At 68.2% G+C, this 26,394-nt stretch carries 25 protein-coding genes; 10 read left to right on the forward strand and 15 right to left on the reverse strand.

All coding sequences use genetic code 11. The features are described from left to right. Window positions 1-13 precede the first annotated feature (13 nt). The gene (locus RM543_RS04635; RefSeq protein WP_311689712.1) at window positions 14-1,390 is read left to right on the forward strand and encodes a bifunctional enoyl-CoA hydratase/phosphate acetyltransferase; all 1,377 of its coding nucleotides are present in this window, start codon (window positions 14-16) and stop codon (window positions 1,388-1,390) included. Window positions 1,391-1,496: 106 nt separating this feature from the next. Here the strand turns inward: RM543_RS04635 and RM543_RS04640 are convergent, their stop codons facing one another. Further along, window positions 1,497-3,893, reverse strand: coding sequence for an outer membrane protein assembly factor BamB family protein (locus tag RM543_RS04640; RefSeq protein WP_311689713.1), 2,397 nt, complete (start codon window positions 3,891-3,893; stop codon window positions 1,497-1,499). A 43-nt stretch (window positions 3,894-3,936) separates the two neighbouring features. Further along, window positions 3,937-4,314, reverse strand: a complete 378-nt coding sequence (locus tag RM543_RS04645; protein WP_311689714.1) for a glucose dehydrogenase — start codon at window positions 4,312-4,314, stop codon at window positions 3,937-3,939. A gap of 429 nt (window positions 4,315-4,743) precedes the next feature. Here RM543_RS04645 and RM543_RS04650 point away from each other — a divergent pair, with 429 nt between their 5' ends. After that, window positions 4,744-5,577, forward strand: coding sequence for a DUF4167 domain-containing protein (locus RM543_RS04650; protein WP_311689715.1), 834 nt, complete (start codon window positions 4,744-4,746; stop codon window positions 5,575-5,577). Between the two features lie 30 nt (window positions 5,578-5,607). Here the strand turns inward: RM543_RS04650 and RM543_RS04655 are convergent, their stop codons facing one another. Continuing rightward, the gene (locus RM543_RS04655) at window positions 5,608-6,072 is read right to left on the reverse strand and encodes a DNA polymerase III subunit chi (protein ID WP_311689716.1); all 465 of its coding nucleotides are present in this window, start codon (window positions 6,070-6,072) and stop codon (window positions 5,608-5,610) included. A 10-nt stretch (window positions 6,073-6,082) separates the two neighbouring features. Continuing rightward, complete coding sequence (locus RM543_RS04660) at window positions 6,083-7,561, reverse strand: leucyl aminopeptidase (RefSeq protein WP_311689717.1); 1,479 nt, start codon at window positions 7,559-7,561, stop codon at window positions 6,083-6,085. Window positions 7,562-7,724: 163 nt separating this feature from the next. On the opposite strand from RM543_RS04660, the gene lptF reads away from it, so the two are divergent. From lptF to rsmA, 6 genes are all read left to right on the forward strand, one after another. Next, window positions 7,725-8,864, forward strand: a complete 1,140-nt coding sequence (gene lptF / locus RM543_RS04665) for an LPS export ABC transporter permease LptF (RefSeq protein WP_311689718.1) — start codon at window positions 7,725-7,727, stop codon at window positions 8,862-8,864. Further along, the gene (gene lptG, locus RM543_RS04670) at window positions 8,861-9,955 is read left to right on the forward strand and encodes an LPS export ABC transporter permease LptG (protein WP_311689719.1); all 1,095 of its coding nucleotides are present in this window, start codon (window positions 8,861-8,863) and stop codon (window positions 9,953-9,955) included. The genes lptF and lptG overlap by 4 nt, the downstream gene beginning before the upstream one ends. Next, entirely contained in the window at window positions 9,955-12,081 is a 2,127-nt protein-coding gene (locus tag RM543_RS04675) for an LPS-assembly protein LptD (protein WP_311689720.1), read from the forward strand. Before lptG ends, RM543_RS04675 begins: the two co-directional genes overlap by 1 nt. A 96-nt stretch (window positions 12,082-12,177) precedes the next feature. Continuing rightward, complete coding sequence (locus tag RM543_RS04680; RefSeq protein ID WP_311689721.1) at window positions 12,178-13,431, forward strand: peptidylprolyl isomerase; 1,254 nt, start codon at window positions 12,178-12,180, stop codon at window positions 13,429-13,431. A gap of 18 nt (window positions 13,432-13,449) precedes the next feature. Then, on the forward strand, window positions 13,450-14,427 hold the full coding sequence (gene pdxA, locus RM543_RS04685) for a 4-hydroxythreonine-4-phosphate dehydrogenase PdxA (protein WP_311689722.1): 978 nt from the start codon (window positions 13,450-13,452) through the stop codon (window positions 14,425-14,427). Window positions 14,428-14,548: 121 nt separating this feature from the next. Next, the gene (rsmA, locus tag RM543_RS04690; protein WP_311689723.1) at window positions 14,549-15,394 is read left to right on the forward strand and encodes a 16S rRNA (adenine(1518)-N(6)/adenine(1519)-N(6))-dimethyltransferase RsmA; all 846 of its coding nucleotides are present in this window, start codon (window positions 14,549-14,551) and stop codon (window positions 15,392-15,394) included. Between the two features lie 107 nt (window positions 15,395-15,501). Here the strand turns inward: rsmA and infC are convergent, their stop codons facing one another. Beyond that, entirely contained in the window at window positions 15,502-16,083 is a 582-nt protein-coding gene (gene infC / locus RM543_RS04695) for a translation initiation factor IF-3 (RefSeq protein WP_311689724.1), read from the reverse strand. 147 nt (window positions 16,084-16,230) lie between these two features. On the opposite strand from infC, the gene RM543_RS04700 reads away from it, so the two are divergent. Then, window positions 16,231-16,410 (forward strand): hypothetical protein, encoded by a 180-nt coding sequence (locus RM543_RS04700; RefSeq protein ID WP_116087343.1) that lies wholly within the window; start codon window positions 16,231-16,233, stop codon window positions 16,408-16,410. 19 nt (window positions 16,411-16,429) lie between these two features. Here RM543_RS04700 and RM543_RS04705 read toward each other — a convergent pair whose 3' ends face one another. From RM543_RS04705 to cysG, 6 genes are all read right to left on the reverse strand, one after another. Beyond that, window positions 16,430-17,269 (reverse strand): ferredoxin--NADP reductase, encoded by an 840-nt coding sequence (locus RM543_RS04705; protein ID WP_311689725.1) that lies wholly within the window; start codon window positions 17,267-17,269, stop codon window positions 16,430-16,432. 90 nt (window positions 17,270-17,359) lie between these two features. Continuing rightward, window positions 17,360-17,782 (reverse strand): DUF934 domain-containing protein, encoded by a 423-nt coding sequence (locus RM543_RS04710; RefSeq protein ID WP_311689726.1) that lies wholly within the window; start codon window positions 17,780-17,782, stop codon window positions 17,360-17,362. Then, window positions 17,779-18,558, reverse strand: coding sequence for a phosphoadenylyl-sulfate reductase (locus RM543_RS04715; protein ID WP_311689727.1), 780 nt, complete (start codon window positions 18,556-18,558; stop codon window positions 17,779-17,781). The genes RM543_RS04710 and RM543_RS04715 overlap by 4 nt, the downstream gene beginning before the upstream one ends. Next, window positions 18,548-20,215 (reverse strand): nitrite/sulfite reductase, encoded by a 1,668-nt coding sequence (locus RM543_RS04720; protein ID WP_311689728.1) that lies wholly within the window; start codon window positions 20,213-20,215, stop codon window positions 18,548-18,550. The genes RM543_RS04715 and RM543_RS04720 overlap by 11 nt, the downstream gene beginning before the upstream one ends. A 58-nt stretch (window positions 20,216-20,273) precedes the next feature. Further along, the gene (locus RM543_RS04725; protein ID WP_311689729.1) at window positions 20,274-20,585 is read right to left on the reverse strand and encodes a DUF2849 domain-containing protein; all 312 of its coding nucleotides are present in this window, start codon (window positions 20,583-20,585) and stop codon (window positions 20,274-20,276) included. Continuing rightward, a complete protein-coding gene (gene cysG / locus RM543_RS04730; protein WP_311689730.1) occupies window positions 20,585-21,991 on the reverse strand; it encodes a siroheme synthase CysG in 1,407 nt (468 codons plus the stop codon). Before cysG ends, RM543_RS04725 begins: the two co-directional genes overlap by 1 nt. Before the next feature lie 147 nt (window positions 21,992-22,138). On the opposite strand from cysG, the gene RM543_RS04735 reads away from it, so the two are divergent. Beyond that, the gene (locus tag RM543_RS04735; protein ID WP_311689731.1) at window positions 22,139-22,609 is read left to right on the forward strand and encodes an Lrp/AsnC family transcriptional regulator; all 471 of its coding nucleotides are present in this window, start codon (window positions 22,139-22,141) and stop codon (window positions 22,607-22,609) included. Here RM543_RS04735 and RM543_RS04740 read toward each other — a convergent pair. The 4 genes from RM543_RS04740 to RM543_RS04755 form a co-directional block, all read right to left on the reverse strand. Beyond that, window positions 22,606-23,775, reverse strand: coding sequence for a cytochrome P450 (locus tag RM543_RS04740; protein ID WP_311689732.1), 1,170 nt, complete (start codon window positions 23,773-23,775; stop codon window positions 22,606-22,608). The two genes, RM543_RS04735 and RM543_RS04740, sit on opposite strands and share 4 nt — an antisense overlap. A gap of 89 nt (window positions 23,776-23,864) precedes the next feature. Beyond that, the gene (tpiA, locus tag RM543_RS04745) at window positions 23,865-24,614 is read right to left on the reverse strand and encodes a triose-phosphate isomerase (protein ID WP_311689733.1); all 750 of its coding nucleotides are present in this window, start codon (window positions 24,612-24,614) and stop codon (window positions 23,865-23,867) included. Window positions 24,615-24,715: 101 nt separating this feature from the next. Continuing rightward, entirely contained in the window at window positions 24,716-25,420 is a 705-nt protein-coding gene (locus RM543_RS04750) for a metal-dependent hydrolase (protein WP_311689734.1), read from the reverse strand. Window positions 25,421-25,502: 82 nt separating this feature from the next. Continuing rightward, window positions 25,503-26,234, reverse strand: a complete 732-nt coding sequence (locus RM543_RS04755) for a sugar transferase (protein ID WP_311689866.1) — start codon at window positions 26,232-26,234, stop codon at window positions 25,503-25,505. Window positions 26,235-26,394: the final 160 nt, after the last annotated feature.

Below are 26,394 nucleotides of genomic sequence, written 5' to 3' on the forward strand. Positions count from 1 at the left end.
AAAGTTATCACGCATGGAAACCTTCGAGAACGTCCCCTGGGACAGGCTCGAGATCGGCATGGAAGCCGAGGCCCGCCGGACGATCCGGGCGGACGATCTCTACGTCTTCGCCAATTCCTCGGGAAACCTGAACCCGCTTCACCTGCCGCGGGAGGATGGCGACGGTGACGGCGCGCCGGAGGCGGTCGCACCGTCGATGTGGATCGGGGCGCTCATTTCGGCCGTTCTCGGGAACAGCCTGCCGGGGCCCGGAACGCTCTATCGCCGGCAGGACCTGCGCTACACCGGGCGCGCGCATGCCGGGGACGAGGTCGTTGCCCGGGTCCGGCTCGTGGAGAAGGGTGCCGGCCGGATGGCGCGGTTCGAGACATGGGTGACGAAGGCGGACGGCACTGGAATCGCGAAAGGGGAGGCGGAAGTGACCGCGCCCGAGCACCCGGCCCAATTCCGCGCGGTGGACGTGCCGGGGCTCACCGTCCGCCGTCATGCCCTCTTCGATGCGCTCCTCGAACGTGCCGCGCCGCTTCCGCCGATCCCGACAGCCGTGATCGCACCCGAAGGGCCCGCGAGCCTCGGCGGAGCGCTTCTCGGGGCCGATCATACGCTGATCACGCCGATCCTGATCGGGGATGCGGCGAAGATTGCCGCGGCGGCGGCCGAGATCGGGAGGGATATCGGCGGCTTCGAGCTGATCCACGAGCCGGACCACGCCGCTGCCTCTCTCGCTGCCACGCGACTCGCTGCGGACGGCAGGGCGAAGGCCGTCATGAAGGGCAAGCTGCACACGTCGCACGTTCTGAAGGCGGTCCTCGGCAATCTCCGGACGTCCCGCCGGCTCTCCCATGTCTTCGTGATGGACGTGCCGGGTCGGGATCGCCTGATGTTCATCACCGATGCCGCGATCAACATTACGCCGGACCTCGAGACCAAGCTCGACATCACCCGCAACGCCATCGATCTCGCTCACGCGCTCGGGATCGAGATTCCCAAGGTCGGCATCCTGTCCGCCTTGGAGACGGTGAACCCGAAGATCCCCTCAACGATCGACGCGGCGGCGCTGTCGAAGATGGCGGACCGGGGTCAGATCGAGGGGGCGCTGGTGGACGGGCCTCTGGCGATGGACAACGCCATCGACGAGGCGGCGGCGAAGACCAAGGGCATCAAGAGCCTCGTCGCGGGACAGGCGGATGTCCTCGTCGTGCCGAACATGGAGGCGGGAAACATGCTGGCGAAGGAACTGACCTTCGTTGCCCATGCAGAGGCGGGGGGCATCGTGATCGGCGCGTCCTGCCCGGTGATCCTCACCAGCCGCGCGGATGACGACAAGGCGCGCCTCGCCTCATGCGCCGTGGCCGCACTTTACGCGGCGCATCGCGGCAAGCCGCTTTAAGGGGCGACCTTTCCGACCGGGCCCCGACGGGGGGCTCCAAGCGAAAACAGCCGCCGGGGATCCGGCGGCTGCTCTCATCTGATCTGCCGTCGCCCGGAGGGGACGCTCACTCGGGCAGGGCGTAGGCGATGAAGGCGTCGCTCACGCCCGTCTCCATGAAGTGGTGCCCGCCCGCCATGATCATCACGTATTGCCGGCCGTCCACCTCGTAGGTGATCGGGTTGGCCTGACCGCCCGCCGGCAGCACATCCTGCCAGAGCGTCTCTCCCGTCTCGATATCGATCGCGCGGAAGAGGTTGTCGGTGGCCGCGCCGATGAAGATCACGCCGCTTTCGGTGACGACCGAGCCACCGTTGTTGGGGGTGCCGATCTTCAGCGGCAGGAAGGACGGGATGCCCCAGGGGCCGTTGCGACGGGCGGTGCCGATGGGTTCGTCCCAGAGGGTCTCTCCCGTCGCGAGGTCGATCGCGCGGATCCCGCCATAGGGGGGCTTGGTGCAGGGCATCTGCGTCAGCGGCGAGCGCCAGCCCGCATTCACGTCGATCCCGTAGGGCGCCCCGATCTGGGGATCGCCTTCGCCTTCAGCGCCGGAGCCGCCCGCCTCGTCCTGCTCGTAGATCGGGCGAAGGTTGCGCTCCTCGGCCTCCTCACGGGGAATGAGGCGGTTGTGGTTGGGGATGTTGTTGTAGTTGGCGACGATCACCCCGCGCTCGGGGTCGACCGCCACGGACCCCCAGTCCGAGCCGCCGTTGTAGCCCGGGAACTGGATGAAGTGCCGATCCGCCGACGGAGGGGTGTAGAACCCGTCGTAATTGGCGCGGTGGAACTGGATCCGGCACCAGAGCTGGTCGATGGGGGAAAAGCCCCACATGTCCCGCGCCGTCAGGTCATCGTGACGCAGGGTGTGGTAGGTCGAACTCGGCTGGACGTCCGAAATGTAGTCCGGCTCGATGTCGCCCTTCGGAAGCCCGCTGATCTCCTCGACGTCGAAGAGACTCTCGCCGGTCTCGCGATCGAGGATGTAGATGTCCCCCTGCTTGGAGGGCAGGATCACCGCCGGCACCGTGCCGCCGTCCTGCGGGAAATCGACAAGCGTGACCTGGCTGCCCAGGTCGTAGTCCCAGACATCGTTGTAGACCGTCTGGAAGGACCAGGCGACCTCGCCGGTGGTTGCGTCGAGCGCGACGAGGGCGGTGGAGTATTCCTCCTCCGCCTCGGAGCGATTGGAGCCGTAATAGTCGACCGACGAGTTGCCCATCGGCAGGTAGACGAGGCCGAGTTCCTCGTCGGCCGTGGCGGTTGTCCACATGTTGGGCGTGCCGCGGGTATAGACCTCTCCTTCAGGGGGGCCGTTGCGGTTCTGCTCCTCGGCGCCGAGATCCCAGGCCCAGGCCAGTTCGCCGGTCTCGGCATCGAAGCCGCGGATCACGCCCGACGGGGCTTCCTCGGCTTGGCCGTCCTTCACCTGGGCGCCGGTGACGATGACGCCGCGCACGATGGCGGGCGGAGCGGTCACGGCATACCAGCCGGGGACACGCTCGCCGATATCCTGCCAGAGATCGACGGTGCCGTTCTCACCGAACCCCTCGCAGGGCATGCCGGTCTCGACGTCGACCGCGACGAGCTTGGCGTCGAGCGTCGCCTCGATGACGCGGGTGGCGCAGGCATCCCCCTCGGCGGCGGCCGGGTTCGTCCAGAGGGACACGCCGCGGCATGTTGCGCCGTAGGGAATGGCCTCGTTCGGCACGCCCGGATCGTAGCGCCAGTTCTCCTCGCCGGTATCGGCCTTGATGGAGATCAGCGCGTTCATCGCGCCGCAGATCAGCAGATCGTCACCGACCTTCAGCGGCGTCGTTTCGGGGGAGTACTTCCCATCGGCCGTGCCCTCGGGCAGGTCGCCCGAATTGAAGACGAAGGCGCGTTCCAGCTCGCCCACGTTCTCGCGCGTGATCTGGTTCAGCGGGGAATAGCGCTGGGCATTGGTATCGCCGCCCCAGAACGGCCAGTCGGCGCCGACCTCGCGCTGCTCTTGCGGTTGGTCCCGGAAGCTCCGGGCGGTCTGCGCCTCGTCCTCGCCGGCATCGTCCCCGGTTTCCGCGGCATCTTCCTCGGTCTCGTCCGTATCCTGGGCGGGAGCCACGTCGAGGGTGGCGGCCGGCGCTGCCGCGTCCGTCTCTTCTTCCGCGGGCGCCTCTTCACCGGTCTCTGCCCCGGTCGCCGCGTCGTCCTCGGTGGCCTCGTCGGTCGCGGTGGTCGCGGGCTCTTCCGCATCGGAGGCGGGCGCGTCCTCGTCCGTCTCGTCGCCGGCGGTGTCGTCCTCGGTCGGGCTCGCGGTCAGCCCTACGCCCGGCGCCTCGCTCTCAGCCGCTGTGCTGCTCTCGGTCTCGCCGGGCTGGACGAGAATGCCGTCCATCTCGCCGGCCTCCTGCGCCATCACGGGCCCGAGCGCGAGGCCCATCGCGGCGGAGGCGCACAGGGCGGTCCAGAGGGGGGAATGTGTCATGTGTCTTGCCTCGAATGCGGAAATGTCGGGATCCCCGGTGGGGTCAGCGGCGGCGATGCCGGAGCACCGGGATCAGCAGAAGAACAAGGATCAGGATCACGGTCGGAGCCACAATACGGGGAACCTGCGCCCACCAATCGGTGCCGACTTCCCAGTACGCCCAGATCAGGGTGCCGGCCCACGTCACGAGGTAGACGTAGACGCCGGACATCAATCCCCGCGCAAGGAACCATCCCGTGAGCAGAAGGCCGATGCCGGCCAGCGCGTAATACCAGCTGCCCCCGAGCATGGCGAGCCAGACGCCTCCGGCGAACAGGACGATCCCGAGAAGCGCGCAAAGAACGCCGATAAAGACGGCCGCCCAATGCGTATGCCGCCGCTCCTCGAAATGGGTGCCCTCGTTGTAAATGCTGTGTGTCATGAAGAGCTCTCTTATCTGGAGGTCCCGTCGCCGCCACATACGGGTGTCCGGACATCTCGGGAATCATAACTGTTCACCAAAACGCGAGTTCCCGGCACCATGGGGTATTGTGCGCGTTTGTCGCAGTTAAGCGTCGCTTTTCAACGGGAAGGCGAACTCGCGCGATCCCGCAAATTGGGGGTTGATCAGCTGCCTGGGCCCGTCAATACTGCGATTATGCGACCGAAACGTCGCGTACCCGATGAAATCTGCTTGTCACAGGCGACGACGCGTGATTAGCAGAAGTCCGTGCAGCTGACCGGCGGTGGCCGAACGTTGCACGCCATCGCCAGAGACTGGGTCGACCCGCCATGAGGGCGGCGACACGCATCCCCGAGGGGTTGCGGCGACAGGACCGAACAACCGCAGACAAGGCGGATTGCAGACCATATGAGATCATCCAAGTCACGCTCGCGTTCCAAGGGGAACCGTTCGCGCTCGATGGGCAACATCCAGAACCGCGTCTTCGATTCGTCGGGACCGGAGGGGAAAGTCCGCGGAACGCCGCAGCAGATCATCGACAAGTACAACCAGCTCGCCCGCGATGCGCAGCTCAGCAACGACCGTGTCGCTGCCGAGAATTTCATGCAGCATTCGGAGCATTACACCCGGCTTCTGAGCGAGGCGCAGCGTGAAATGGACGCGCGCCGGGATCAGAATGACGGTGGGCAGGGCGATAACCGGGATGACCAGAACGGTCAGAACCGGGACCAGCACGACCAGAACCACGGTCGGGGCGACGGCAACAACCGCAACGACGGGAACGGTCGGGGCGACGGGAACAACCGCAATGACGGGAACGGCCGGGGCGACAATACCGGCCGCGGCGACGGGAATGACGGGCGGCAGGACCGCAGTCAGGACCGCGACCGGCAGCAGCCCTCCGAGCGTCAGCCAGAAGAGGCCCGCTCCGAGACGCAGGCGGACGGCGGCAGCCCCGAGGCGCAGGGCGACAAGCCTGCGCAGGACAAGCCGGCCCGCAAGCGCAGCCCCAGGCGCAAGCCGAAGGCGGATGCGGATGGCCCCAACGACGTGATCGACATGGGCGAAAGTGACGGTGAGGCCGGCGGCCTCGTCGAGACGCCCGAGACCGCGCCCAAGCCCCGCCGCACTCGTGCCCGCAAGCCGAAGGCCGACGCCTCGGCGAGCGGTGAGACCGGCGGCGATGGTGGCGGTGACGGTGGCAATGACGACAGCGGCGAAACGAAGGCCGCCGCGGGCTGAGGCCCGCCCTAGTTCCGGCAGGGGAGCGGTTCAGCCGCTCTCCGCCTTCTTCTCCCAGCGCCCGCTTTCCTCGGACCAGTATTCGGCCTTTGCCCCGGCGCCCGTCAGCGCTTTCCACTGGCCCCGCGCATGGATGACTGCGGCCTCGTCGTGGCCGTCGAACAGGATGCAGACCCGCTCCATCGCGGCGATCTCCTCCGCCTCCACCGGCGCTCCGTCCACTGCCATCAGCACCGTCGCGCCATTGGGCGCGGGACCGGCCTCCGTCATCAGGAGGATCGGCTGATCCGCGTCGTGCTCGCCGCCAGCGAGCCCGTGGGGCAGGAAGCTGTCGTCGCCGTCGGTCCAGAGGCGTTTGTCGAGCGCGGCCATCCGTGCCGGATCCCGGCCCCGGACCGCGACCTTCCACTGGCGCTGCAGCGATCGCTCGAGAAGGCGGGGCAGGGCCACCTCGAGCGGATGCTCGGTCAGGTGATAGAAGAGCGCCTGTCCCATCGTGTCTGCCTTACTCCGACGTCTCGTAGCGGTCGCGCACGAGCCGGTCGAGCGACAGGACGCCCCAGCCGGACGCGCCCTTGGGTCCCGTGGGGAACGGCTCGGCGGGGGAGGCGACGCCGGCGATGTCGAGATGCATCCAGGGCGTTTCGTCCTTGACGAAGCGCTTGAGGAACTCCGCCGCCGTCACGGATCCGGCCCAGCGGGTGCCGACGTTCTTCACATCTGCCTTCGCGCTCTTCAGAAGCTTGGCGTAGCGATCGCCGAGGGGCAGGCGCCATGCGCCCTCGCCCTCGGATCCGGCAGCCTTGAGGAAGGCGCCGGCGAAGTCGTCGTCATTGGAGAAGACGCCGGCATTCTCGTGACCGAGCGCGACGATGACGGCGCCGGTGAGCGTTGCGAGGTCGATCATCGCCGCAGGGGCGAAGCGCTCCTGCGCGTACCACATGACGTCCCCGAGGACGAGCCGGCCCTCGGCATCGGTGTTGATCACCTCGACCGTGTCACCCTTCATCGAGGTCACGATGTCGCCGGGACGCATGGCCCGGCCGTCCGGCATGTTCTCGACGAGCCCGACGAGACCGACGACGTTGGCACGCGCCTTGCGCAGGGCGATGGTCTTCATCGCCCCGGCCACGGTGCCGGCGCCGCCCATGTCCATCGTCATCTCCTCCATGCCGCCAGCGGGCTTGAGGGAGATGCCGCCGGTGTCGAACACGACGCCCTTGCCGACAAGCGCCAGCGGCGCCTCGCCCTTCGCGCCGCCGTTCCACGTCATCACGGCGACCCTGGAGGGCGTCTCGCTGCCCCGGCCGACGGCGAGGAGCATTCCCATGCCGAGCTTCTCCAGCTCCGCCTCGCCCAGGATCTCGACCTCGAGGCCAAGCCCTCGCAGGCCCTCGAGGCGCCCCGCAAAGCTTTCGGTCGTCAGGATGTTGGCCGGCAGGTTCACGAGGTCGCGCGTGAAGTAGACCCCTTCTGCGCGGGCGCGGGCCTCGTCCGCCAGCGCCTCGGCCCCGTCCGTCGAGGCGGCCATGACGGTGATGGTGCGGGGGGCGGGCGCATCCGAGGACTTGCACTCCGTGAAGCTGTAGGCCCGAAGCAGCGCACCGAGGGCCAGTTCCCCCGGATGCCGCGTCGTCCCGGCGATCAAGAGGAGGTCCTCGCCGTCCGAAAGCCCGTCCGCCGCGGCCGCACCGATGCGTCGCGCGAGAGCGGGAGTGACCGGTCTGCCCGCCTTCACGACGGTCAGCGACGTGGCCGCGAGGCCGCCCGGATAGCCGAAGGTCTTCGCATCGCCGGGCGCCATCTTGCCGAACGCCTCGCTCTCGACGAACCGCGCGATCGCGCCCCGGCCCGCGGAGGAGACCCGCCGTCCGGCGCGGCCGAGCTTGCCGTCTTCGTTGACGAAGAGCGCGATGCGCCCGCCATGGGAGACGATGGCGTCGAGGTCGATCTCGGTCATGGCAAGCGTGGGAAGGTCGGTCATGGCGGCAGCGCCCTTTCTCGAAGACATTTGGCGGGCCCGCGGCGCGCCGTCCGCGGCCCTTTGCCCACACCTAGCCCCTGCATACGCCCGAGGCCAGATTGCCTTTCGCCCCGGGCCCCTTTTGCGATAAGCCGGATGGAAAACGCGAGAGGGGCAGATGGGCTTGGCGAGATTCGACAGATATGTCCTGTCGCAGCTCATGGTGCTGTGGGGGTTCTTCTCCCTCGTGCTCGTCTCCGTGTACTGGATCAACCGTGCCGTCATCCTGTTCGACCAGCTGATCGCGGACGGCCAGTCTTCCGGAACCTTCCTGACCTTCACGATCCTGACCCTGCCGAACGTGATCCGCCTCGTCCTGCCGATCTCCGCCTTCGTCGCGGCGGTCTATGTCACCAACCGGCTGACGACCGAGAGCGAACTCGTCGTGGCGCAGGCGACGGGCCTCTCGCCGGCGCGGATGGCCCGGGCGGTAATGGCGTTCGGCCTTCTGGTGGCGCTCCTGATGGCGGTGCTCGTCCATGTTCTGGTGCCGGCGAGCCGGACGCAGCTTTCCGAGCGGGAGGACGAGATCGCGGCCAACGTCACCGCACGTCTGCTCAAGGAGGGACAGTTCCTGCACCCCGCCGACGGGATCACGTTCTACGTCCGCGAGATCACGCCCGATGCCGAGCTTCGGGACGTGTTCCTGTCCGATGCGCGGGACGAGGGGCAGGGCACGGTCTATCTCGCGGAGCGCGCGTATCTCGCCCGGTCGGAGGAGGATCGGCCGCGCCTCGTCATGTTCGACGGGCAGGCACAGACGCTCGACGAGGCGACCGGACGCCTCAGGGTCACGCGGTTCGAGGATTTCGCCTACGACGTCTCGACCCTGATGGACGGCGGTGGCTCCAGCCGGCGGGACGTGCGCGAATTTCCGACGACGTCGCTCTTCGCCCCGTCAGAGGCGGACCTGGCCGCTGCGCGCAGGGACGTCGCCGATTTCCGCTACGAGGGGCATCTTCGCATGGTCGCGCCCTTCACGCCCCTGATCGCCGCGCTCCTGGGCTATTCGGCGCTGATGCTGGGAGGGTTCTCCCGCTTCGGCGTCTGGCGCCAGATCGGCCTCGCCGTGGTCCTGATCGTGCTCTACCAGATCGGCGAGAATGCCGCCGCGGACGTCGCAAGGCGGGACGCCTCCGCCTGGCCCGCGGTCTATGCACCGCCCGCCGCCGGCTTCGCGGCAGCCGCGATCATGCTGGCGCTCGGCGGGCGCTCGTCGATCTTCCGGCGGCGGCCGAAACGCCCCGGGGTGGCGCCGGCATGAAACTGCATCTCTATTTCGCGCGCCGGTTCGCGACGACCTTCCTCGGCATCTTCGCCGTCTTCGCGGGCCTTCTGGCCCTGATGGACACGGTGGAGCAGATGCGCCGGTTCGAAGGCGACGATATCGGCGTCGGCGGAGCGCTGCGACTGGCGCTCCTTGCGATGCCGGAATCGCTCTACGGGATGCTGCCCCTCGTGGTGATCCTCGCCACGCTCGCGCTTTTCCTCGGCCTTGCGCGCACGTCCGAACTCGTCGTCATCCGAGGCGCGGGCCGCTCGGCGATGCGGGCGCTGATCGCCCCGGTGCTGACCGCAATGGTCATCGGCGCGCTCGGCATCACGGTGATGAACCCCATCGTCGCGGCCACGAAACAGCAATACGAGCTTCATGCGGAGGCCCTGTCCGGTGATGGCGGGCAGGTTCTCTCCGTCTCCCGCGAGGGGCTGTGGCTCAGGCAGGGCGGGCCGGAGGGGCAGACCGTGATCCGCGCCGCCCGCGCCAATCTGGACGGCACCGAGCTTTACGGCGTGACCTTTCTCGCCTTCGGGCCGGAGGGGCATCCCGCCACCCGGACCGAGGCGAAAACCGCCCGTCTCGGTCTCGATGGCTGGACGCTGACGGACGCCAAGACCTGGCCGCTGGATGCCGCGAACCCCGAACGGGCCGCCGAACTCGTGGAGGTCCTGGACGTACCCTCGACGCTCACCGGCGATCAGATCCGGGACAGCTTCGGTGACCCCTCCTCGATCCCGATCTGGGAGCTACCGGCCTTCATCGCCAACCTGAACGATGCCGGCTTTTCCGCCCGGTCGCACCGCATCTGGTTCCAGACGGAGCTGGCCATGCCGCTGTTCCTTGCGGCGATGGTCCTGATAGGGGCGGGGTTCACGATGCGGCATACCCGGTTTGGCCGGACCGGTCTGATGGTTCTTTTCGCGCTGCTTCTCGGCTTCGGCGCCTTCTTCATCCGCAATTTCGCCAACGTGCTGGGGGAGAATGGCCAGATCCCCGTTGCGCTCGCCGTCTGGGCGCCTCCCTCCGCGGCGGTGCTTTTGGCGCTTGGTCTCATATTCCACATGGAGGACGGGTGATGCGCCGCGCCCTTCTCGCCGCGCTCATCGGCGCGACCCTTCTCGTCCAGCCCCTCTCCGCGCAGTTCGCCGAGACGGCGACCCTCGTCGCCGACCGGGTGGAGATCGCCGGAGACAACCGCCTCGTCGCCACCGGCAACATCGAGGTGATCCAGGGAGATGCGCGGCTCACGGCCCGCCGCATCGTCTACGATGCAGGGCTTGAGACGTTGCAGATCGACGGGCCGATCCTGCTGACCGAGGGGGCAGAGAGCGTCATCCTCGCCGATGAGGCGGAGCTGTCGACGGATCTGCGCAACGGGCTTTTGCGCTCCGCCCGTCTCGTCCTCGACGAGCAGCTCCAGCTTGCCGCCGCGGAGATCAACCGCGTCGACGGTCGCTACACCCAGCTCACCAAGACCGTGGTCAGCGCCTGCGAGGTCTTCCCCTCGAACCCCGTTCCGCTCTGGGCGATCCGGGCCGGGCGGGTGATCCATGACGAAGAGGAGCGGCAGCTCTACTTCGAGAATGCCCGCTTCGAAATCGTCGGCCTGCCCGTGGCCTACATCCCCCGCCTGCGCCTTCCCGATCCGAGCGTGGAGCGCGCCCGGGGCTTCCTGACGCCCGAATTCCGCTCGACGGACCAGCTCGGCTTCGGCGTGAAGTTGCCCTACTTCATCCCGATCGGCGCCTCGAAGGACCTGACCGTCACGCCCTACGTCTCCGCCAACCGCACGCGGACGCTGGAACTGCGCTACAGGCAGGCCTTCAGGAACGGGGATCTTCTGCTTAACGGGGCCATCACGCGGGACGACATCGTCGATGGCAACCGCGGCTATCTCTTCGGCAGCGGGGAGTTCTCCCTGCCGCGGGACCTGACGCTGAGCTTCGATATCGAGACCACCTCGGACGACGCGTATCTCGTGGATTACGACTATTCCGGCAAGGACCGTCTCGACAGCGCCGTCGTCCTGACACGCGTGGCGCGGGACGAGTATCTCTCCGCCGAGATCATCGCCTATGAATCGCTGCGCTCCTCGGAGGACAACGAGACCCAGCCCTACATCGTCGGAGATGCCCGCGCGACGCGACGCTTCGAGCCCGCGCTGATCGGCGGGACCGGCGCCTTCACCCTCGCCGCGCATGGCCATGAGCGCCGATCCAACGATGACGGCATAGGCCGCGACGTCGGCCGCATCTCCGCGATCGGCGACTGGAACCGCGGCTGGGTCGGGCCCGCTGGCATCTTGCTCTCCGCCGAAACGCGTCTGCGCTTCGACCATACCACGGTCGCCGAGGACAGCGCCTTCGACGAGGACATCACCCGCTTCACGCCGGCCGCCGCGGTCGAACTGCGCTGGCCGATGGTGCGGACGGGATCTGCCGGCGCAGGGCAGGTCCTCGAGCCGGTCGCCCAGATCGTCTACACTCCGGAGGAGAGCGAGGGGGACACGCCGCAGGACGAGAGCACGCAGCTCGAGCTGGACGAGGGCAACCTGTTCGCCTTTTCCCGCTACCCGGCGGCCGACCGGATCGAGCGGGGCCTGCGCGCCAATCTCGGCCTGACATGGACGCGCTACGATCCTGCCGGCTGGTCCTTCGGGGTCACTGCCGGGCGGATCGTCCGCGCCGAGGATACGGGGCAGTTCGACGGTTACGACATCCTCGAGGATACCCGCTCGGACTGGCTCGCGGCCACGCAGCTCGCCTTGCCGGAGGGGTTCCGCCTCACCAATCGCGCCCTGTTCGATGACGGCTTCGAGTTCACCCGCCACGAGGCGCGGCTCGACTGGACGCGGCCGGATCTGGACCTCTCGGCGACCTATATCTGGATGAAGCCGAGCCTGATCGAAAACCGGACGATGACCAACAAGGAGTGGACCGTCTCGGCGGATTACCAGGCCACCGAGCGCTGGAAGACGGGCGTCGACGTGCGCTACGACATGCAGGTCGACCGCGCCGCCTCCGCGCGCGTCGCCCTCGAATACAAGACGGATTGCGTCACGGTGGATCTCGGCGTGCGCCGCCGCTTCACCAGCTCGGACGCCATCCGCCCCACGACGGACGTGGAATTCGGCGTCTCTCTGGCGGGGTTCGGCGGCACCGACCGCGCCGACCGGCCGCGCCGGCGCGCCTGCACGCGATGAGGTGAGCGGCTGCCGGGTTGCCGGAGGCGGGGCGAGCGCCTAGAGATTGGCGAACGCGACCGGGCCCGGGCCCGGCTGATCAATTTGGGGGGCGGCATGGGCAGCCAGTTCATCGGCAGCATCGGGCGCGGAACGCGTCTTCTGGCAGTGGCGGCGCTGGCCGGCCTCGTCGGCCTTGCCCAGCCCGCACCGGTGGAGGCGCAAGGCCAGTTCTCCCCCGTCGTCATCGTGAACGACCGCCCGGTGACGCAGTACGAGCTGCAGCAGCGGATGCGGATCCTCGAGCTCTTCAGTACGCCCGGCGATCTGAGGCAGGTCGCGCTCGACGCGCTGATCAACGATCGCCTCCAGCTCATCGCCGCCGAGCGCCAGGGCATCGAGATATCGCCCGACCAGATCCGCGCAGGCATGGAGGAGTTCGCCGGGCGGGCCAACCTGAACGCCGACCAGTTCCTGCAGCAGATCCAGGCCGCCGGCGTCTCGCCCGAGACATTCCGGGACTTCGTGGCGGCCGGCCTTGCATGGCGCGAGGTCGTGCGGCGCCGGTTCGCCGGTCGCGTCGATATCGAGGATGCCGATGTCGACCAGGCGATGTCGATGACGTCCCGGACGGGGTCCGCCGAGGTTCAGATCTCCGAGATCATCCTGCCCGCGCGCAACGCCCAAGAGGCCGCCCGCTCCCAGCAACTGGCCGCGCAGATACAGAACATCCGCTCCGAGGGCGCCTTCGCCCAGGCCGCACGTGAGTATTCCGCCGCCGGCAGCCGCGCCAATGGCGGCCGCATCCCGCGCTCCGTGCCCCTGGGCGAACTGCCCGGCGCACTTCGCCAGCAGATCCTGTCGCTCCGGCCCGGCGAGGTGAGCACGCCCATCCAGATCCCGAACGCCATCGCGCTCTTCCAGCTTCGCCAGCTGACCGAAACCGGCGTTCCGGCGGGGGAGAACGTCCAGGTGAGCTACATGCAGTATCTCATCCCCGGCGGCCGCAGCCAGACCGCGCTGGCCGAGGCCGCTCGCGTCGCGCAAAGCGTCGATACATGCGACGACCTCTATGCCGTCAACCGCGGCCAGCCGGATGCCCGCCTTGCCGTGACCGAGGCGCAGCCCGTTGCGCAGGTGCCGCAGGGGATTGCTGTGGAACTCGCGAAGCTCGACGAGAACGAAATTTCGGTAAACCTCACCGATGGACAGAACCTCGTCTTCCTGATGCTGTGCCAGCGTATCGAGGCCGGCATGGCCGACGTGGACCGCGACGGCGTGCGCGCCCAGCTCACCGACCGCTCCCTCGGACGGCTGGCGGACAACTATCTCGCCGAGCTGCGCGACGAAGCCATCATCCGCTACCCCTGATCGACGGCGGCCCTCCCGATGACGGAACTCCTGCCCCTTGTCCTGACATGCGGCGAACCTGCCGGCATCGGCCCCGAAATCGCGGCCGCGGCCTGGGCCCGCCTCGGTGCGCGGCAGCCCTTTGCCTGGCTCGGTGATCCCGGACACCTGCCGCGGGGAACGCCCGTGCGGGAGATCGACGCGCCGGAGGATGCGCTTCGCGTTTCCGCCTCGGCGCTGCCGGTCATGCCCCACGCCTTCCCGGATCCCGCCGTGCCAGGCGCGCCGAGCTCGGCCAACGCGGCCGAGGTGATCGCCGTGATCGCCCGTGCGGTGCAGCTGACCATGGACGGCGCGGCCTCCGGAATCGTCACCGGCCCGATCAACAAGAAGGCGCTGCAGGATGGCGCGGCCTTCGCCTATCCCGGCCACACCGAGTACCTCGCGGCCCTCGGCGGCGTGGATCGCGTCGTGATGATGCTGGCTTGCGAGGGTCTTCGCGCGGTCCCGGCGACGATCCACATTCCCATCGCCGACGTCCCCGCGGCCCTGACGCCCGAGCTACTGACGGACACGATCCGCATCCTGCACAATGCCCTCCGCCGCGATTTCGGTCTCACCGCCCCCCGGATCGCCGTCGCGGGGCTGAACCCCCATGCCGGCGAGGGCGGTGCCATGGGGCGCGAGGAGATCGAGATCATCATCCCCGTCCTCGAGGCCCTGCGCAGCGAAGGTCTGAGCCTGATCGGGCCGATGCCGGGGGACACGATGTTCCACGCCTCGGCCCGCAAGGGATACGATGCGGCCGTCACGATGTACCACGACCAGGCCCTGATCCCCGTCAAGACCATCGACTTCGCCGGCGGCGTCAACGTCACCCTCGGCCTGCCATTCATTCGCACCTCACCGGACCACGGCACCGCGTTCGACATTGCGGGCAAGGGAATTGCGGATCCGGCGAGCCTCGTGGCCGCCCTCGACCTGGCCGCGCGGATGGCCGGGGCGCGCGCGCGATGACAGCGCGCTGGACCGCCTCCGGCGGGGGTATTTCGGGAAAGATGAAGCCTGCGGAGCGGCTCTCTTTCGCAGGACGGAGCATCCGCGCGCTGCCGCGTGCCGAGGGCCGGGAGCGGGCCGCGTGAGCGCGATCGACGGTCTGCCGCCCCTGCGCGAAGTGATCCGCTCCCATGGGCTGACGGCGCGCAAGGCCTTGGGGCAGAACTTCCTTCTGGACCTCAACCTCACCGCCCGGATCGCCCGCGTGCCGGGGGACCTGTCGGACGCGTCGGTGCTCGAGGTCGGGCCGGGGCCGGGGGGGCTGACCCGCGGATTGCTCGCGGAAGGGGCCGGCCGTGTCCTCGCGGTCGAGAAGGATGCGCGATGCCTGCCGGCCCTCGAGGAGGTGTCGGCGGCCTATCCCGGCCGGCTCGAGATCTTCCATGGCGATGCGCTGGAAGTCGATCCGGTGGCGCGGCTCGGGGGGGCGATCCACGTCGTGGCGAACCTGCCGTACAATGTCGGCACCGAGCTTCTGGTGCGCTGGCTCTCGCCGCAGAGCTGGCCGCCCTACTGGAGCTCGCTGACGCTGATGTTCCAGAAGGAGGTCGCCGAGCGCATCGTGGCCGAGCCGGGGGAGGGCCCGTACGGGCGTCTCGCGGTGCTGGCGGGATGGCGGAGCGAGGCGCGGATCGCGCTGACGCTGCCGCCCGAGGCGTTCACCCCGCCGCCCAAGGTCCGGTCGGCCGTCGTTCATCTGAGGCCCCGGCCCACGCCGCTCGCGCCGGCGCCGGCGAAGGCGATGGAACGCGTCGTCGCGGCGGCGTTCGGTCAGCGGCGGAAGATGCTGCGGGCCTCGCTCAAATCCCTCGGAAGGGATCCGATGCCGCTTCTCGAAGCCGCCGGAATACCTCCGACCGAGAGGGCGGAGCGCGTTTCCATCGAAGGATTCGCCGCCCTCGCCCGGGCCTTCGCCGAGGGGGCGTAGGACGCGCCTCCGTGCCGCCCGGCGCCTCCTCCTGTTCAGAAGAACGACGAAAAAAGGCCCCGCAGCGATCTGCGGGGCCTGTGTCGGCGTGTCGATGAGGGCCGCCGTTACTTCACGGGGCCGATCATCATGACCATCTGGCGGCCTTCCATCTTCGGCATGTTCTCGACCTTGCCGATCTCCGTGGTATCCGCGGCGACCCGTTCCAGAAGCTCACGTCCGAGGTTCTGGTGGGCCATCTCGCGGCCGCGGAAGCGCAGGGTGACCTTCACCTTGTCACCGCCCTCGAGGAAGCGCACGACGTTCTTCATCTTCACGTCGTAATCGTGCGTGTCGGTGTTGGGGCGGAACTTCACCTCCTTCACCTCGATCGTACGCTGCTTCTTCTTCGCCTCGGACTCGCGTTTCTGCTGTTCGTACTTGAACTTGCCGTAGTCCATGATCTTGCAGACCGGCGGCGTCGCGTTCGGGGAGATTTCCACGAGATCGAGTCCGACCTGCTGCGCCAGTTCCAAGGCACGGTCGGGCGTCGTGACGCCGACGTTCTGCCCCTCGGGGCCGATCAGGCGGATTTCGTTGGCACGGACGCGGTCGTTGACTCGGGGGCCGGTGTCGCGCGTCGGGGGCGCGTTGTGAGGTCTGCGGGCTATAACGTTCTTCCTTCGTTCGCCAGAAAAAATCAATGTCAAATATAGCGGTCGATTGGCCGTTTATCAAGCCGCCGCTATCCGGATCCCGGCGTTCGCCTGGGGCGGGACGGGGCAGGGCGCGCTTTTCGCAAGCCGGACCGCGTGCTAAGTCGCGAAGGAGCGGCCGCCAGCACGCAAGGAGAGGGCATGACCCGGACTGTTGCCATCATCATCGTCGTTGTCGCGCTGGGGCTCGGCGTCTTCCTCTGGCTCACCTCTGGCGAGGAGGCGGCGATCTCGACCGAGGAGCCGTCCGACCTGCCGCAGGAGGGCGCCCTGACCGAGGATGCCCCTGCCGGAATGGATGCGGAGGCGACCGGCCAGTAAGGGCCGCCGCCGCAGGGTCTCAGCCCACGAACGCCTTTTCGACGACGTATTCCGCCGGCTCGGAATTCGCACCCTCGTGCAGGCCGTAGCCTTCGAGGATCTCCTTGATGTCGAGATTGAGGCCCATGGAGCCGCAGACCATGGCACGGTCCGTCTGGGGAGAAATGCCCTCGATGCCGAGATCGGCGAACACTTCGCCCGACCGCAGCAGGTCCGTGATTCGGCCGCGCTTTGCGCTCTCTTCCTGCGTGGTCGTCGGGTAGTAGTCGAGCTTGCCGTCCACCAGTTCCCCGATCAGCGGGTCGTTTTCGAGGCTCTCGACGAGCTGGCGGCCATATTCGAGGTCCGCCGTCTCCCGGCAGGTATGGGTCAGGATCACGCGGTCATAGAGCTCCCACGTTTCCGGATCGCGCAGGAGCGAGGCGAAGGGCGCGATGCCCGTGCCGGTGGAGAAGAACCACAGCCGTTTGCCGGGCAGGAGCGCGTCGTGAACGAGCGTGCCCACGGGCTTGGGCCGAAGGATGATCTGGTCGCCGGGCTGGATGTGCTGGAGGCGGGAGGTCAGCGGGCCATCCTGCACCTTGATCGAGTAGAATTCCAGTTCGTCGTCCCAGGAGGGGGAGGCGATGGAATAGGCGCGCAGGAGCGGTTTCTGACGTCCGGTCTTGGGATCGGGCTCGCCCATCAGGCCGATCATCACGAATTCGCCCGACCGGAACCGCAGGCTCTTGGGCCGGGTCACGCGGAAGCTGAAGAGCTGATCCGTCCAGTGCGTGACCTTCGTGACGGTCTGCGCATCGGGCAGGGCGGGTCCGGCGGGCGTCGCCGGGGCGGTGGTCATCGGGCTGTGCTCGGTCATGTCATGTCCTCTCTGGGGGCTGGGATGCCCGGCAAGAGCTGATTCGGAAAGGGGGCGATGGGTCGCTGGCGGTCGCTGGCGTCCCGGATGTCACCCGGCGAGGCGGGCGCGGTAGTCGTTCTGACGCCAGTTCTTCGCGCGGGCAAGCCATTGCTCCTGCGGCTGGCGCGCGGCGAGCTCCGGTGCGATCTCCACCTCGTCAAAGCCGCAGCGCCGGGCCATCGCGTACTGGTCCGCGATCACGTGGCCATAGGCACGCAGGCGTCCCTCGTAGCCCATGCGGCGCAGGGCGCGGGCGATGGAGAAGCCGCGCCCGTCGGAGAATGACGGGAAGGCGACGCGGATCATCGTCACGCCGTCCAGCTTGCCGGACAGGCTCGCGGGATCGGTCTCGGGGCCGAGCGCGAGGGCGTCGCCGGCGGCGTGCGAGATGTCTCCCGCCTCGGGATCGGCGAAGGCGCCGGTGAAGTCGTCATCGCCGAAGCCGCGATCGGTCACGATGATGTTGCTCATGATACTGTCTCCCGCTTCGGACTGCGGACCGCCTTGCCGTCGATGAAGTGGATGCCGCATTCGTCCTTGTCGCTGCCGCGCCAGCGCCCGGCGCGGGTATCCTCCCCCGGTGCGACGCGGGACGTGCATGGCACGCAGCCGATGGAGGGGTAGCCTTGGGCGACCAGCGGATGCGGCGGAAGGCCGGCCTCCGCGATATGACCGCGAACCTCCTCCGGCGTCCAGTCCGCCAGCGGATTGACCTTCACGCGCGGCCCCTCGGTCTCGATCCGGGGCAGGTTCGCGCGGGCCGAGGTCTGGAACCGCTTGCGACCGGTGATCCAGGTGTCGAAGCCCTCGAGCGCGCGATCCAGCGGGATCGTCTTGCGCAGGGCGCAGCAGGCGTCGGGGTTCGAACGGTGGAGCGTGCCGTCGGGGTCGTGGGCGGCGAGATCGGTATGCGTCGCCCGGATCACGCGGATATCGGTGAGTCCGAGCGAGCGTGCCACCTCCGTCTGGTAGTCCATCGTCTCGGGGAAGAGCATCCGCGTCTCGATGAAGAGGACGGGCGTGTCCGGACGCCGCTCGGCCACGAGATGCAGCAGAGCCACCGAATCCGCTCCGAAGGAGGAGACGACGGCGAGCTTGCCGGAGAGGGGGGAGCCGAGAACCGTATCGAGGAGCGCCCCGGTGTCACCCTCGCCGACCCGTTCGTTCAGGCGGCGGGCGCGGAACTCGGCCGGCCGCGTCTCCCCCGTGCCGGCCGGAGACTGGCCATGGGACGTATCAAGCGGCATCACGGTTCTGCTCCTTGTCATAGAGCGCGGTCTTGAACGGGGCCATGCCGACCCTGCGATAGGCCTCGATGAACGTCTCCGCTGCATCGCAGCGAAGGTCAAGATACGTGGTCAGGATCCGCTCGATCGCGGGCACGATCTCCTCGGCCGGGAAGCCGGGGCCTGTGCGGGTGCCGAGGGCGGCATCGCTGCCCGCCGCCCCTCCGATCGTGATCTGGTAGTTCTCCACCCCGGCGCGATCGAGGCCGAGGATGCCGATATGCCCGACGTGGTGATGGCCGCAGGCATTGATGCAGCCCGAGATCTTGATCTGGACGTGTCCGACCTCGTGCTCGATCTTCAGTTCGTCGACCCGCGTCGCGATCTCCTGCGCGATGGGGATCGAGCGGGCCGTGGCGAGCGCGCAGTAATCCATGCCGGGGCAGGCGATGATGTCCGATGCGAGGCCGACATTGGCGGTGCCGAGACCGGCCTCGGAGAGCCGTGCATGGACCTGCGGAAGATCCGCGCGATGGACATGCGGCAGGATCACGTTCTGCTCGTGGGAGATGCGCAGCTCGTCATGGCCGTAGCGTTCCGCCAACTCCGCCATTAGCCGCATCTGATCGGCCGTCGCATCGCCCGGCGTTGCGCCATGCGCCTTGAGGCTGATCGTGACGATGACATGGTCCGCGTCGCGGTGCGCGGTGAGGTTGGTATCGGCCCAGGATCGGAAGACGGGGCTTTGTTCGTAGGCATCACTGTAGGCCTGCGTCTCGCGGCCTTCGTCCAGTGCGGGCGGGGCGAAGTCCGCCTTGATCCGATCGAGGACGTCGCCGAAGCCGGTGAACTCGTTCCGTGTCCGCTCGAAGACGGCGTCGACCTCGTCGCGGATCTTGTCGATCCCTTCCTCGTTCACCGTGATCTTGATGCGGGCCTTGTACTTGTTGTCCCGCCGGCCGAACCGGTTGTAGACGTTCAGGATCGCCTCGACATAGGGCAAGAGCTCCGCTTCGGAGACGAAGTCCGTGATGACCTTGCCGATCACCGGCGTGCGTCCGAGGCCACCGCCGACGAGCACACGGAAGCCGATCTCGCCGTCCTTCTCGACCAGTTGCAGGCCGATGTCGTGGGCCCGGATCACGGCGCGGTCCGCCTCGGCGCCGGTCACGGCGATCTTGAACTTGCGCGGCAGGAACTGGAATTCCGGGTGGTCCGTGGACCATTGGCGCAAAAGCTCGGCATAGGGCCGGGGGTCGGCGACCTCGTCGGCGGCGGCGCCGGCAAAGTGGTCAGCCGTCACGTTGCGCACCGTGTTGCCCGATGTCTGGATCGCGTGCATCCCGACCTCGGCCAGCGCATCGAGCATGTCGGGCACGTCGCGCAGCTCGGGCCAGTTGTACTGGATGTTCTGGCGCGTTGTGAAATGGCCGTAGCCCCGGTCCCACCGCTCGGAAATCATCGCAAGCTGCCGCATCTGCGCCGACCTCAGCGAGCCGTAGGGGATCGCGACGCGCAGCATGTAGGCGTGGAGCTGGAGGTAGAGCCCGTTCATCAGGCGCAGCGGCTTGAATTCGTCCTCGGTCAGCGAGCCGTCGATGCGCCGCTCCACCTGCGCGCGGAACTGGGCGTTGCGTTCCGCGAGGAAGGCGCGGTCGAAGTCCTGGTAGCGATACATGTGGGTGGCGTCCTTGTTCCCTGGCTGCAGAAGCTCGGCTGCGACGAAAGCGTCCGGCTCAGCCCGCGGTCAGTTCGGCCTGCTTGCCGAGGCGGTAATTGGAGGGTCCGCGGGCCCGGAAGGCCTCGCGGAAATGGGTGGGTTCGGGCCCGTCGGGGCCGGCCTTCGCATCGGCAAGGTAGGCGCCGACGACGAGGCCCGACTGGCTCTCGGCCTCGGCGAGGCTCTGCGCCGCGCGGCTTTCATCCTCGATCAGGTCAGCCTCCCGCATGTCGGGGGACCAGCGCCCTGACGGGGTGAGCCAGACGGCATCGCCCTCGAGCAGGCGGTTGGCGGTCACGACCTTGGGTGAAAAGGAGCGGGGGGGCATCAGGCGTGCTCCATCTGCTGGATCCGGGTGTCGATGCGCGCAGCGGCGGCCTGCGCCTCCCGCGGCGCGAGCCCGAGGAGAAGGACGGCGGGGCCGGCAAGGGAAGCGGCCTCCAGGTTGGCGGCGAGGGTGCCGAGGCGGGCGGTGACGATCCTGCATTCCGGGCGGGAGGCATTCTCGACGATGGCCACTGGCGTCGCGGGATCGGCGCCATGCATCAGGAGCCGCCCCTGCAGGAAGCGCGCGGCGCGCTTGCCCATGTAGATCCCAGCGACCGTGCCGGGGCGGGCCAGTGCGTGCCAGTCGTTCTCGGCAAAGCCGTCCATGTCGTGGCCGGTGACGAGACGCAGCTCGGAGTTCCGCCCCCGCGCAGTCAGGCTCTGCCCGATCTGCGCGGCAGCGGCCGATGCGGCCGTGATGCCGGGCACGACGGACCAGTCCACCCCGGCTTTCTCCACGGCGAGGATCTCCTCCTCTAGGCGGCCGAACACCGCCGGATCGCCTGCTTTCAGACGCACCACGCGCGAGCCGGCCCGTGCATGGGCGACGATGGCCGCATCGATCTCGGCCTGCGTGACGGAGGGACCGAACCCCTCCTTCCCGGCGGAAATGAGCAGGGCTTCCCTGCGGGCGAGTTCGAGAATGTCGGGGGAGACGAGGCGGTCGTGGATGATGACGTCTGCCGTGTCGAGCGCCCGGCGGGCCTTCATCGTCAGAAGCTCCGGATCGCCGGGGCCTGCGCCGACGAACTCGACGCGGCCCGGCGCGGCGGCGCGCGCCTTGTGACGCGACAGAAGCGCAGAGAGCGCCCCCTTGATCGCAGTCTCGCCGCCCGTCGCGGCCTCGGGCCCGGCGGTGAAATAGTAGTCCGACCAGAAGTCCCGGCGCGCCCGGCCGAAGGGCAGCGCCTCGACCTCGGGCCGGAACGCCTTGCCGATCCGCGCCAGAAGGCCGAGCCGCGACGGCAGACGCTCCTCGAGGTCCGTCTTGATCGCGCGGGCCAGCACCGGAGCTGCGCCCTCCGTGCCGATTGCCACGGTCACCGGGTCACGGTCCACGATGGCGGGCGTGATGAAGTCGGAGCCTCCGAGGTTGTCCACCATGTTGACCCGCGCCCCGTCGGCACGGGCGAGCGCGGCACCGCGTGCATCCTCGGCCTCGTCGTCGTTGCCGGCATAGAACAGGGCGGCGCAGAGTGCGTCTCCCGGCTCCTGCCGCCGCCGAACGAGGCGAAGCCGGCCCTCCGCGGCCCAATCCTCGATCTCGCGGGCCGGCTCCGCGGCGAACACCGTGACATGAGCCTCGGTCTTGAGGATCAGCCGTAGCTTCGCCAGGGCAGCCTCGCCGCCACCGGCAAGCACCACGCGCCGGCCGGCGAGATCGACGAAGATCGGAAAATGGCGCATGTCTCGCTCCCTCGGGGATTCTGGTCGCTTGGCTCATGATATAGAATTTTGTCCCGCCAACTTGCCAGCGCGGCAGAAAGATAAGAACATACGTTTTATCAGCCTCTCCAAGAGCGGCAGCTGTTCCAGCAAATGGAGGAATCGCGGATGTCTGTCCGGATCGACGCCACGGATCGGAAAATTCTCGCGGAACTGCAAAGCGATGCGAGCCAGTCGCTCGACGAGATCGCGAGGAATATCGGCTCGTCCAAGACGCCGGTCTGGAACCGCATCCGCAAGTTGAAGGATGCGGGCGTGATCCGCTACCAGACCGTGATCCTCGATCCCGAAGCCCTCGGTCTGGAAGCGTGCTTCTTCGTCCTGATCCGCACGTCCGAGCATGACGCGGAGTGGCAGCGCCGCTTTCTCGAAGCGCTTCAGGTCCGGGAGGAGGTGATGGAGGCGCACCGGCTTGCGGGCGATATCGACTACATCCTCAAGGTCCGGGTCGCGAATGCCCGGGCCTACGATCGGTTCTATCAGGCGCTCATCTCGGAAGTCCGCGTGCAGAGCGTGACGGCGCTATTGTCGATGGAAGAGATCAAGGCGACCACCGCGCTGCCGCTGTCCGAGGATTAACGCTCGACCGTCAGCCGCTTCAGTCCGCGGAAATGGTAGATGGGTGCGATCTCGGGTTCGGCGGCGAGCCGCAGCTCCGGCCAGCGGGCGCAGAGGGTCTCGAAGGCGATCCCGAGCTCCAGCCGGGCCAGTGGCGCTCCGACGCAGAAATGGATGCCAGACCCGAACGCCGCCGTCTGACCGACCACCCGGCTCGGGTCGAACCGCTCGGGACGGTCGAAGACCGCCGGATCGCGGTTCGCCGAAGCAAGGAGCGCCGCCATCTGCGTGCCCTTCTCGAGCGTGATGCCGGCGACCTCCACGTCTTCATAGACATGCCGTGTGAAGAGGTGCAGCGGCGGATCGTAGCGCAGGACTTCCTCGGCCAGTGAGGCCGGGGCCGTCCGCGCCGCCTCCGCCGCACCATGCTCGAGGATCGCGCGCACGCCGTTGCCGATGGAATGCACGGTCGCTTCGTGACCGGCATTGAGCAGAAGGATGATCGTGGTGACGAGCTCTTCCCCGGTCAGACGCTCGCCTTCCTCCTCCGCTGCGATGAGCCGGTCGATCAGGCTTTCTCCGGGGGTCTTCCGCCGCTCGGCGATGATCTCGCCGAGCCAGCCCGCGAACTCCCGCGCCGCCTCGTTGGCCGCATCCTCGTCCGCCCGGCTGCGTCCCGCCTGGTACATCCCGACCATCGCGTTCGACCAGCGCAGCAGATCGTCGGCCCGCGCTTCCGGAACGCCGAGGAGCCTGGCGATGACGAGGACGGGCAAAGGCTGCGCGAACGCGCTCACGAGGTCGAACGGACCTTCGGGGAAATCGTTTGCGAGCCGCGCCGCGACCTCCCGGATCTCCCCCTCGCGCCCCTTGATCTCCCGGCTGGTAAAGGCCCGCAGGACGAGGCCCCGGAGGCGCGTATGCCGCGGCGGCTCCAGTTCCAGCATCGAATGCGCCTCGACGGCATAGAAGTCCGTCAGATGCTCGGGAACCTGCGGCGCCACCGGCGCTTCCCGTCCCATCCTCCTGTCCTTGAGGACCGCCTGCGCCGCCGCCATCGTCGTGGCGACGGGCATGCCGTATTCTTCCCAGAAGACGATCTCGCCGAGCGCGCGGGCACGCTCGTAGAAGGGGTAGGGGTCGGCCACGAAGGCCGGATCGGCGGGGGACTGGGAGATGCGCTTCATGGGTGATCTGCTAGCCGGGGCGCGCGCCCTTTCGCAAGCGCCCGCCCCTCACTTTCTCCCGAAGCCCCCGGCCGGGTGCTGATCCGGTGTCAGCTTGCGTCGAGGGCGGCGATGATGCCGCCGAAATCGTCCGCCTTGAGGCTCGCGCCACCGACGAGGGCGCCGTCCACGTTGGAAACTCCGAAGATCTCCTCCGCGTTCGCCGGCTTCACGGAGCCGCCGTAGAGCAGGCGCACCGCGTCCGCCGCCTCGGCGCCGAAGCGTTCGGACAGCTCCGCGCGGATCGCGTCGTGCACCTCGGCGATCTGATCGAGCGTCGGAGTGCGGCCGGTGCCGATGGCCCAGACCGGCTCGTAGGCGACGACGAGCGTCTCGCCGCTCGCGCCGTCCGGGATCGATCCCTTGAGCTGCGTGGAGATCACGCCGAGGGTCTCGCCCGCATCCCGCTGAGCTTCGGTCTCACCGACGCAAACGATGGCGACGAGGTCCGCCCCGAGCGCGGCTTCCGTCTTGGCGCGCACGGTGTCGTCGGCCTCGCCGTGGTCCGAGCGGCGCTCGGAATGGCCGAGGATCACGTGGGTGGCGCCGGCATCCCTGAGCATCGCGGCGGAGACGTCGCCGGTATGCGCACCGGTCTCCGCGGCATGACAATCCTGGCCGCCAGCCCGGACGGCGCTTCCCTGGAGGCGGTCCGACAGGCGGTGCAGCAGCGTCGCGGGCGGGCAGATCAGGACGTCGCAGCTCGGAGCGGGGTGCGCCGCGAGCAGCTTGTCCACCTCGCCGAGCGCCTCCGCGGTTCCGTTCATCTTCCAGTTCCCGGCGGCCATCTTGCGTCGCATTCTCGTCCCTCTTCGTTGAAACAGCGGATGCCAGACGACCTAGCCCGGCGGGGCGCCGGCGCAAAGACCCATGCCGCCCGAGACCGGCGCGCCCCTCACCCTCAGCTCAGCTTGATCCGCTCGCCGCCCGTCGGGGTCAGAACCTCCGGCCCGTTCGGCCCGAGCGCGTCGATGAACTTGTCCGGCGTCTGGTCGAGGATCGGGAACGTGCCGAAATGCACCGGTAGCACCTTGCGGAAGTTGAAGTAGCGTTGGCAGGCCAGCGCGGCGACGCGGCCGCCCATGGTGAAGCGGTCGCCGATGGGGACGATGCCGATCTCGGGAGCATGCAGCTCCTCGATCAGGGCCATGTCGCCGAAGATGTCGGTGTCGCCCATGTGGTAGATCGACGGGCCGTTCTTCGGCGTCACGACGAGGCCCATGGGGTTGCCGAGATAGACCGAGCTGTCCTTGCCCACGAGGCCGGAGGAGTGGAAGGCCTGCGTGAACGCGACGGTGAACGCGCCGCAATCGAGCTTGCCGCCGATATTTCCCGGATTGACGTTCTTCGCCCCGATGTAGTTGCAGACCTCGAAGCCCGCGACGAGCTCGGCGCCGGTCGCATCGATGATCTCCTTGGTATTGCCGATGTGATCCTGATGGCCGTGGGTCAGCAGGACATGGGTGCAGCCCTCCATCGCCGCCTCCAGCGTCCCGTCATATTGCGGCGCATCGGTGATGAAGGGGTCGATCAGCACGACGGCTCCGTCGAAATCGAGCCGCACGGCGGATTGTCCGAACCAGGTCAGGTCCACGGGAAGTGTCATCTTGAGCCTCCTGTCAGTGTCGCGTCGTCCTTCCATCTAGAGGCGCCGGGGCAAATGGCGATGCCGTGTCTGGTCGCGGAGGCTACTGGCCGGTCCGGCGCGCCAGCACCTTCGCCGTCCGGGCGAGGTACAGAAGGTCGAGGCGCAATGTCGGCCTTGCGGCATAGACATTGTCGAAGGCCGCGCGGTCGGCAAATGCGGTCTTCCCGCGCCCTTCCACCTGCCACGGCCCGGTGATGCCGGGGCGCAGGTCGAAATAGCCGCGCCCGCCGGCGTCCCGGTAGAGCGGCGCCTGCGCCGGGAGGAACGGGCGGGGGCCGACGAGGCTCATGTCCCCCCGGATCACGTTCCAGATCTGAGGCAGCTCATCGAGGGAGGTCGCTCTCAGGATGCGCCCGACAGGGGTGATCCGGGGATCGCGCGCCAGCTTCTGGAAACGCGCCCACTCGGCGGCCCGGCCGGGATCCGTGGCGAGCATCCGGGCGAGCGCCGCCTCGGCATCGGGGACCATCGTCCGCAGTTTCCAGCACCGAAAGGTCCGGCCGCCCCGGCCGATTCGGCTCTGCCCGAAGAAGCCTGCCCCTCCGTCCGCCCGCACGAGCGCCCAGAGCAGCACGATGAGCGGCGCCAGGATCGGCAGCATCAGCAAGGCGAGGGCAAGGTCGAGGGCGCGCTTGCCGAGGGCTGGATAGAGACGCGCGGCCGAAGCGCCGTCCGGCCGGGGACAGGCCGGAGGGAGCGCCCGCCCTCGGGAGCGGTCTCGCCCGCCCCCGAGGGCTGAAGCTGCGAAGACATCAAGCGCTGCGTCGTGCATCGTCACGGCAAGTCATCCCCCGATGAGAGCGGAACAGGCGCACGGGTCCCGTGCGCCGGGGGCGTTCTGGCACTCAAATCTTTGCCGCTTGGTTAACCGCTGAGATTTAATTCAAGCTGTCGAAGCTGAGCTGATGAAGCTGAGCTGAAATTGCCTTCGA

The sequence above is a fragment of the Tropicimonas omnivorans genome (assembly GCF_031846565.1).
GTDB classification, from domain to species: Bacteria; Pseudomonadota; Alphaproteobacteria; order Rhodobacterales; family Rhodobacteraceae; genus Tropicimonas_B; species Tropicimonas_B omnivorans.